At 62.6% G+C, this 4,837-nt stretch carries 5 protein-coding genes and 1 pseudogene; 5 read left to right on the plus strand and 1 reads right to left on the minus strand.

The window, feature by feature from the left end:
• Window positions 1-824: LysR family transcriptional regulator (locus VNW74_RS15225; protein ID WP_325678216.1), on the minus strand; the 824-nt coding region annotated here is incomplete at its 3' end.
• A gap of 123 nt (window positions 825-947) precedes the next feature.
• On the opposite strand from VNW74_RS15225, the gene VNW74_RS15230 reads away from it, so the two are divergent.
• From VNW74_RS15230 to VNW74_RS15250, 5 genes and pseudogenes are all read left to right on the plus strand, one after another.
• Window positions 948-1,919, plus strand: a complete 972-nt coding sequence (locus tag VNW74_RS15230) for a zinc-binding alcohol dehydrogenase family protein (protein ID WP_325678218.1) — start codon at window positions 948-950, stop codon at window positions 1,917-1,919.
• Between the two features lie 49 nt (window positions 1,920-1,968).
• On the plus strand, window positions 1,969-2,847 hold the full coding sequence (locus tag VNW74_RS15235) for a dioxygenase (protein WP_325678220.1): 879 nt from the start codon (window positions 1,969-1,971) through the stop codon (window positions 2,845-2,847).
• 102 nt (window positions 2,848-2,949) lie between these two features.
• Entirely contained in the window at window positions 2,950-3,519 is a 570-nt protein-coding gene (locus tag VNW74_RS15240) for a carboxymuconolactone decarboxylase (protein ID WP_325678222.1), read from the plus strand.
• 31 nt (window positions 3,520-3,550) lie between these two features.
• Entirely contained in the window at window positions 3,551-4,150 is a 600-nt protein-coding gene (locus VNW74_RS15245; protein ID WP_325678224.1) for a carboxymuconolactone decarboxylase family protein, read from the plus strand.
• Window positions 4,151-4,232: 82 nt separating this feature from the next.
• A pseudogene (locus tag VNW74_RS15250) lies at window positions 4,233-4,837 on the plus strand (hypothetical protein); the annotation flags it as partial.

The following is a 4,837-nucleotide window of genomic DNA, read 5'->3' on the forward strand; positions in this document are numbered from 1 at the left end:
TGGGGGCCTGCGGAGGCGATGGACAGCGTCCATACCAGCGGTGGGTCCACATCGATTTTGCGGAGGTCGGGAAACCGGTCGGCCACGCTGACGGGCAGGATCGTCGTCGCTAGTCGGTGTCGGATCAGCTCGGCAGCGATCGCGTAATCGGCGACCTCGAAGGCATTGACCGGGCTGACCCCAACGGCGGCGAAACCGGCATCGACGCGCTGCCGAATTCCCCATCCGAGCGGGAAGTGGATCAGGTCTTGTCCGGCGAGGTCCACTAGTGGCATCCGTTTGCGACGTGCCAGGGGGTGGGTTGCTTCGCAGACGAACACCATGGGCTCACGTGTCAGCTCGCGCACGGTGACAAGCGGAGACCGTGGCGAGGTAATCGAGACGAGGGCCAAGTCCATTTGGCCGTCGGCAATTGCGGCCAGATGTCCGGCTGACCCGGTCGTGTTTTGCCGCAGACGGACGGTGACCTTCGGATGGGACTGGCGGAACTCCTCCAGCGCTGCAGGCAGATTCACCCTTCCCCACGTCATCAAGGCGCCCAACGCGACTGTCCTCATCAGCTGGCCGCGGTATTCCTCTGTCGACGATTGGGCGCGACGAGCTGCGAGCTTGACTTCGCGGGCGTGATCGAGAAAGACCTCTCCCGCGGGAGTTAGCGCGATCTGGCGCTTGGTACGGTCGAACAACTCGACGCCCAGTTCCTTTTCCAGCCTGCCCACCGCCGCCGACAGTGCCGACTGCACGACGTGAATCCGCTCGGCCGCCCGGGAGAAGTTCAGCTCGGCGGCCACAGCGATGAAGTACTCCAACTGTCGCAGCTCCATTCGCCGAATCTATCGCCGATCGCGATTGTTGTGATCGTTTTTCTTCATTGGACATGGTCGATCATGGGGTGTTGCCTTGACAGCGTCTAGACGACAACCATCAGCCCACCGAAGGACATAATCATGCGGGCCTTGCGGTTCAACGAGTTTGGTGATCCCGCTGTACTGCACGTCACTGATATGCCGGATCCGCCTGCGACAGCGCAGGAAGCGGTGATCCGGGTGGAAGCGGCGTCGGTCAACCCCTCTGACATGAAAAACGTTGCCGGGATGATGGAGGGTACGGTGCTGCCGCGCATCCCCGGGCGTGATTTCGCCGGCGTGGTGATCAGTGGTCCACCCGATTGGGAAGGGGCTGCGGTGTGGGGTACTGGCGGAGATGTCGGCTTCACGCGCGACGGGTCACACGCCGAGCTGATGGCGGTGCCGGTGGAGGCGCTGGTGCGTAAACCCGAGCGGCTCAGCTTCGACGAAGCCTCCGCGGTCGGGGTCAACTTTGTGGTGGCTTGGTACGGGGCGGTGGAAACCGCGCAGCTGACAATCGACGAGACCATCGCGATCTTTGGTGTTTCCGGTGGGGTTGGCGGAGCGGTTGCGCAAATCGCTAATGCTCTGGGCGCCACAGTGATCGGTGTGGACCGTCGCAAGCCTGATCCGGACACTCCCGCTGCGGCCGTCATCGACCACTTCATCGCTTCTGAGCCGGACGCTGACGTCGGCGCCGAGATCAAAAAGCTGACCGGCGGCAGAGGTGTCGACGTCGTGTATGACGCCGTCGGTGGGTTGACCACGCCGGCGGCGCTGGCTTCACTTGCCCATCGAGGCAGGCTGGTGGTGATCAGCGCCGTCGGTCCCCGCGCGGTGGAAATCGATCTTAGGGACCTCTACCACAACGAAACTCGGATCTATGGATGCGACAGCCGAAAACTCACCGTCAGCGATTCGGCGCGGCGCCTGGAAAAGATAGTCCCCTATTTTGAATCCGGCGAGTTTCGGCCGCTTCCCGTCACCGCCAGTTATCCGCTGATCGAAGGTGCCCTGGCATATCAGGCTGTCGCGGACCACATTCCCGGCCGCGTTGTGATTCACCCATGAGCTCCTGTTCTCCTTCGCCCGACCCAATCTCGAAGAGAGGCAAAGCAAAATGCCGAGCAATCTGACCGAACAAACAATTACCGAAGCCGTGCTACGGACCTTTGACACTTCCACCGATGAGCGCTTCCGCCAAGTGTTCGTCGGCCTGGTGGAGCACTTGCACGATTTCGCGCGGGAGGTGCAGCTCACCGGTGGCGAGTGGTTTGTCGCAATGGATTTCATCGAACGGCTGGGCAAAATCTCCAGCCCTATCCGCCAAGAGGTTGTGCTGCTGTCCGACATCTTGGGCTTTTCCACGCTGGTGGACAAGATCAACCAGCACGGCGGAGGTTCGGCCACCGACGCGGCTCTGCTCGGCCCGTTCTTTGTTGAGGGCCGTCCTACTGCAGCAAACGGGGACGACATTTCCAATGGAGTGCCGGGCACGCCGATGTTCGTTACAGGTCGGGTGGTCGATGAAAACGGCAGGCCGGTCGCCGGCGTGCATGTCGACACCTGGCACAGCGACGGCGAAGGCTTCTACGACGTCCAGCAGACTGAAAAGCTGCATGGCCAACTGGCCATGCGGGCGCTGCTGACCACCGACCACAACGGCCAATTCTGGTACCGCTCAGTCACACCCCGCTACTATCCGGTCCCCACGGACGGCCCGGTCGGGGAGATCATGCGTCCGGCAAACCGATCCGTGATGCGACCGCAGCATGTCCACTTTTGGATCCACGCCGAGGACTATCAGCCGTTGATCACCCAAGTGTTCCTGCGCAATGACCCTTACATCGAAAGCGACCCAGTCTTTGCCGCGCAAACCTCGCTGCAGGCCGACTTCGTACGCCACGAGCCCGGCGTCACACCGTTCGGATCCTGCGTCGAAGAGCCCTTCGTGACCTTGGACTGGACCTTCACCCTCGCCAACAAATCCGACCAATAGCCAACGAGCCGGTCAATGTCGCGAATATCGCACGGCCGGTAGCGACGGAGCAGGGTAACAATCGGATGACCAGGGTTCATTCGCGGATATGAGGAGGATGACGTGAGCGACATATCAGACTTCGGTACCTTCGGTCGTTTCGTCGAGACGGCGGTGGATCAGATGCCGCCAGAGATGAAACAGGCGTACGAGTTCACTCATCGACTGCGCGGAATGTTGCCGGGTCCACACAAGATCTGGCTGGCCAACCCGCGGCTATCCCAGGTCATCGTGCCGACCGGGGCGTACTACCAGACCGACTCCACACTCACGAAGGCCGAGATCGAGATCGTCACCAACCTGGTGACCGGCCGCTGGCGCGCACCGTACGCCAACTACGAGCACGAAAAGATCGGCGTCGAAGAGGGCGGGCTGGCACCTGAGACGGTCGCGGCCCTGATTTCCGGCCAGCCAGTCTCATTCGATGATGAGCGCCAGCAAGTCGCGTACGAACTCGCGTCCACTCTGGTTGTTCCGCGCTACGTGCCGCTAGGGCTATATCAGCGAGCTAAGGCTCTACTCGGCGACGCCGGAATCGTCGATGTCACCGTCCTCATCGGATGGTTCACCGCGGTCTCAATGACGTTGGCCGCATTCGATGTTCCCGCCAACGCCATCGGGCTCGACCAGTAGGCCGCACCACCGAAACGAAGGACCGATCATCGTGGCAGAAGACCAACTGGGCGGCCGTTTGCCGCTCCTCGACACCGACACGCTCGACGACGAACAACGCGAACTCGTCGACTACCTCATGCACACGTTCGTGCCGTGGGCCACCACCACCGGCTTCGGTAGCCGAACGCCCGACGGCAGGTTCATTGGCCCTTTCAACGCCCTGCTGCGCAGCCCTGCCCTCGCCGGACAATTCCTGCAGTTCCAGACCAGCGAGCAACAGCGCACCTCGCTGTCCGACCGCGTGCGCCAAGTCGTTATTTTGGCCGTCGGTGCCGTGTGGGCTGCAGACTACGAGCTCTACGCGCACTCCGCAGTCGCTCGCCACCACGGAATCCCCGACGACACCGTCCGCAGCCTTGCCGCAGGCACCGCACCCGACACCCTCAGTGATGACGAAAAGCTCGCCTACCGCTTCATCCGACAGCTGTCGAATTCGCATCACGTCGACGACGCTACGTTCGCCGACACCCGGAAAGCGTTCGGAGACCGCGGAATCGTCGACATGACCCTGCTCGCTGGCGCCTATCACTCCGTCTGCGGTCTGCTCAACGCGTTCGAAGTACCCGCGCCAGCCGCAACTCCGACGTGAACCACACCGCCCCCGGGCCGCAGCTTTGCCGGCTGGGACGTGGCGCTGTGAGACAACAGTCACGACGAGAAAGAAGACCACCATGACAACAGCCACACCTGCCGGCATCGGTCCAATCGCCAGCTTTCCGCCGCACTTCTTCCTGGAGAACCTTGCGGTGCGCGCCGACGGGTCGATCCTGGTGACCGTTCTCAACCACAAGCAACTCTGGTATGTCCCCGCCCCCGATGGCGGCCCGCCCGCCACCCCGGTACTGGTGCACACCTTCGATGGTTTTGCGATGGGCATCGTCGAAACCGAGCCCGACATCTTCTACGTCAGCACGATCGACCAGGCCACCCTCGAGCGATTCGATATGCGCGGCTGGATCCCCGGCGCACCCGTGCAGCCGACACGGGTCCTGACCTTCGATCGGCCCGCCGGTCTCAACGGCGCGTGTCTGCTCGCCCCCCGCGTCATTCTGCTCGCCGACTCACTGGCAGGGTTGATCTGGCGAGTCGACCTGGCCGACGATGGCCTGAGCGCGACCGCCTCGGTGTGGCTGCGCCACCACAGCATGGCGCCCGATCCCGGCAACGGGTTAACCTCGCCGCTGGGCCCGCAGCCGGGAATCAACGGTATTCGCTTCGCCGCACGGACCAACGTCGTGTACTACACCTCCACGGCGCAAAAGCTTTTCATGCATAT

Origin of the sequence: Mycobacterium sp. (genome assembly GCF_035570115.1) — a bacterium.
Lineage (GTDB): Bacteria > Actinomycetota > Actinomycetes > Mycobacteriales > Mycobacteriaceae > Mycobacterium.

What these genes read in the sequence shown, in the direction of transcription:
- VNW74_RS15230 (WP_325678218.1), top strand. Translation starts at nt 948, where the DNA reads ATGCGGGCCTTGCGGTTCAACGAGTTTGGTGATCCCGCTGTACTGCAC.
- VNW74_RS15235 (WP_325678220.1), top strand. Translation starts at nt 1,969, where the DNA reads ATGCCGAGCAATCTGACCGAACAAACAATTACCGAAGCCGTGCTACGG.